A 3,118-nucleotide genomic window follows, 5' to 3' on the forward strand; every position below is an offset into this window, starting at 1 on the left:
GCTTTTTTTGCACTTGTTGCATAATGGGTCAGGCGCGCCGTTTGTGCAACTGGTTGCATAAAGCGGCGCGGGGCGGCTACGGTGGGGAGGTTCGTTGCCGGAGCCGCCCCCGATGTCCCTACCCCACGCCCTGCTGACCGCCCTGCTGGAACGGCCGTGCTCCGGCTCAGAGCTGGCGGGCCGTTTCGACCGGTCCATCGGCTTCTTCTGGCAGGCGACGCACCAGCAGATATACCGGGAGCTGAAGCGGCTGGAGGACCTGGGCTGGATCACGGCGCTGGCGCCGGAGGCTGGCCGCGGCCGCAAGCGCGCTTACCAGGTGCTGCCGGCGGGGCGGGAGGAGCTGCGCCGCTGGACCGGGGAGGCGCGGGAGCCCAAGCCCCTGCGCGACGAGCTGATGGTGCGCCTGCGGGCGGAGGCGGTGATCGGCCCCACCGGTCTGGTGCGCGACATCGAAAGCCACCTAGCCCTGCACCTGGAAAAGCTGGCGCTGTACCAGGAGATCGAGGACCGTGACTTCGCTGATGAGGCGCGCACCCGCCAGCGGGAATTGCGGCACCTGGTGCTAAAGGCCGGCATCATGGTGGAAACCCTGTGGGTGGATTTCTGCCGCAAGGCCATCGGGGTGCTGGCGGAGGACGGGAAGGACCAGGCTCAATAGCACCGGCATGGCACCTGTCGGTGCGGGTCAAGACCGTCAGTGCCTGAAGGCACGGGTTACCCCAATCTTCCGCGCGACGTGGTGGCCGCCATCTCCTGCAAATCCAGCTCGTACTCCAGCACGTGCAGCACGTCGTCGTGGATGCGGCCGGTGCGGTGCAGGCGCAGCACCTCGGCCCGGCCGGCGGCGATGGTGGCCAGGATCACGTCGTAATGCTCCGCCCGGTCGGCGCTCAGCGTCTCCCGTTCCCGGGAATAGCGGTCGGCCACCCGGGCGCGGTGGGTGTACTGCTCCAGCAGGCGGGGGTGGCGCACGCTGCCATCGGCGTTGTGGGCGCGGGCGCGCACGGCCTCAAGCTGGGCGGTGGTGACGGCGGCCAGGGCCTGCGGCGCCGTCAGCACGGGGCCCTGGTGGCCGGCTGACCGGTCAAGGCCCAGCCAGCGGATCAACGGCCCCAGGCTGCCGCCCTGGATCAGCACCGTGCCCAGGATGACGGCGAAGGCGGCGGCCAGGATCAGGTCGCGGCCCGGCACCTCGGTCGGGATGGACAGGGCCACGGCCAGGGTGACCACGCCGCGCATGCCGGCCCAGGCCAGCAGCGTGGCGCTGGCCGGCGACCACGGCACGCGGCGGCGGGTGACCAGGCCCAGGAGCTGGCCCACCCCCTCCGCCGCGAAAACCCAGGCGAAGCGGGCGGCCACGACCGTGGCCAGGACGGCCAGCACCGGCACCGCCAGGGTCCCCAGCGCGTGTTCCACGCCCCCCAGGCGCGCCATCACCCCGCGCAGCGACAGGCCGATCAGGATGAAGACCAGCGCCTCCAGCACGAACACCATGACCTGCCAGGCGGCGGTGCCCATCAGGCGCACGCCGGCGGTGAACACCTCATGCTGGTGCCATCCCAGCACCAGCCCGGCAGTGACGGTGGCGATGACGCCGGACACGCCCGCCGCCTCGCCGCAGATATAGGCGGCCCAGGGCAGCAGGAAGATGGCGGTGATGGTCAGCTGTTCGTTCTTCAGCAGGCGCAGGCCCTTGACCCAGGGGTAGGCCAGGGCGGCGCCCACGATGGCGCCGCCCACGGCCAGCCCGGTGAAGGCCAGCGTGGCCTGGCCCAGGCTGAAGGTGCCGGTCAGGGCGGCGGCGATGGCGAAGCGGAACAGCACCAGGCCGGCCGCGTCGTTCAGCAGGCTCTCCCCCTCCAGCAGCACGACCAGGCGGCGGGGCAGGGTCACATGCTCCAGCACCGCCTTGGCGGCCACGGCGTCAGGGGGCGAGACCACGGCGCCCAGGGCGAAGCACACGGCCCAGGGCAGGCTGGGCACCAGCAGGTGGGTGACGACGCCCACGGCCAGGGTGGTGAACAGCACGGCGCCGATGGCCAGTTGCAGGATGGTGCCCAGGTTGCGCCGGAACTCCCGCCAGACGGTGTAGTAGGCGCCGTCCATCAGCAGGGGCGGCAGGAACAGCACCAGCACCAGGTCGGGGTCCAGGTCGAAGGCCGGCACGCCCGGCACGAAGGCCAGGCCCATGCCGCCGATGATCAGCGCGGCCGCCGGTGGCAGGCCCAGCCGGCCCGCCACCAGCCTCAGGCCCAGGATGGCCACCAGCAGCAGCAGGATGAATTCGAACTGCCCGACGCTGCTCATGATGTTCCGATCGATAAGGCTGGAAAATGGTTTCGGTAGAGAATAAAGGGCACGGTAGGGTCCGGGCCACATCCGTTCTTGTCCGGACGCGTGTGGATTTGAAGGATCATCCTATCCTTATGGACGGATGGGACACCCCGGCCCCGCGCCCGCGCCTTTCGACATGCCATCGCCAGGGGCTGTAGTCTAGGGGGCAGCCCCCTTGCCAGGTGAAGTGGGCCAGGTGAAGTGGGATTCGATCAAGCGTGGGGGATGCGCATCATGCCGGATGCAGGGTTGCCGGGGCCGCGCGCGGCGGTGGTGCAGGCTAGCGACGTGGTGGTGGTCCGCCTGCGGCAAGAGCAGCCCGACATGGCGGAGCGGCAAGACATCGCCTGCCAGGACGCCTTCGCCGCCATCATCCAGCTGCGCGACTTCGCCCGGCATGAGCTGTGGCGCGGCGGCCGGCTGGTCTTTGGCGGCGGCCACGCCCGCCGGGCGCTGGCCATCACCCACCTGGAGGAGGGATGGGCCTGCCGCCACCTGTCGGCCTTTGACAACGTGCGCTTCCACATTCCCCGCGCCAGCCTGGACGCGGTGACGGCGGAACTGGGGCGCCCGGCCATCCGCGGCTTCGCCTGCGCGCGCGGCACGGTGGACCCGGTGGCGCACAGCCTGGCCTCCGCCCTGCTGCCCATGCTGGAGGGACCGGCCATGGACGCCCAGGGCCGGGGCAGCCGCCTGTTCGTGGACCAGGTCACCCTGGCGCTGATGCTGCACGTGGCCGAAACCTATGGCGGCATGGTCTCGCTGGCCACGCCGGGCGGCC

3 protein-coding genes are annotated in these 3,118 nt (G+C 70.9%); 2 read left to right on the forward strand and 1 reads right to left on the reverse strand.

Features of this window, described 5'->3' with window-relative positions; all coding sequences use genetic code 11:
- Positions 1 to 112: 112 nt before the first annotated feature.
- Entirely contained in the window at positions 113 to 661 is a 549-nt protein-coding gene (locus I55_RS09485) for a PadR family transcriptional regulator (protein WP_044560288.1), read from the forward strand.
- Positions 662 to 717: 56 nt separating this feature from the next.
- Here I55_RS09485 and I55_RS09490 read toward each other — a convergent pair whose 3' ends face one another.
- Positions 718 to 2,310 (reverse strand): Na+/H+ antiporter, encoded by a 1,593-nt coding sequence (locus I55_RS09490; RefSeq protein ID WP_044560289.1) that lies wholly within the window; start codon positions 2,308 to 2,310, stop codon positions 718 to 720.
- 261 nt (positions 2,311 to 2,571) lie between these two features.
- Between I55_RS09490 and I55_RS36965 the strand changes: the two genes are divergently transcribed.
- A partial coding sequence (locus I55_RS36965; protein ID WP_199902535.1) for a hypothetical protein occupies positions 2,572 to 3,118 on the forward strand: 547 nt, incomplete at its 3' end.

Origin of the sequence: Azospirillum sp. B4, assembly GCF_000333275.1 — a bacterium.
Lineage (GTDB): Bacteria > Pseudomonadota > Alphaproteobacteria > Azospirillales > Azospirillaceae > Nitrospirillum.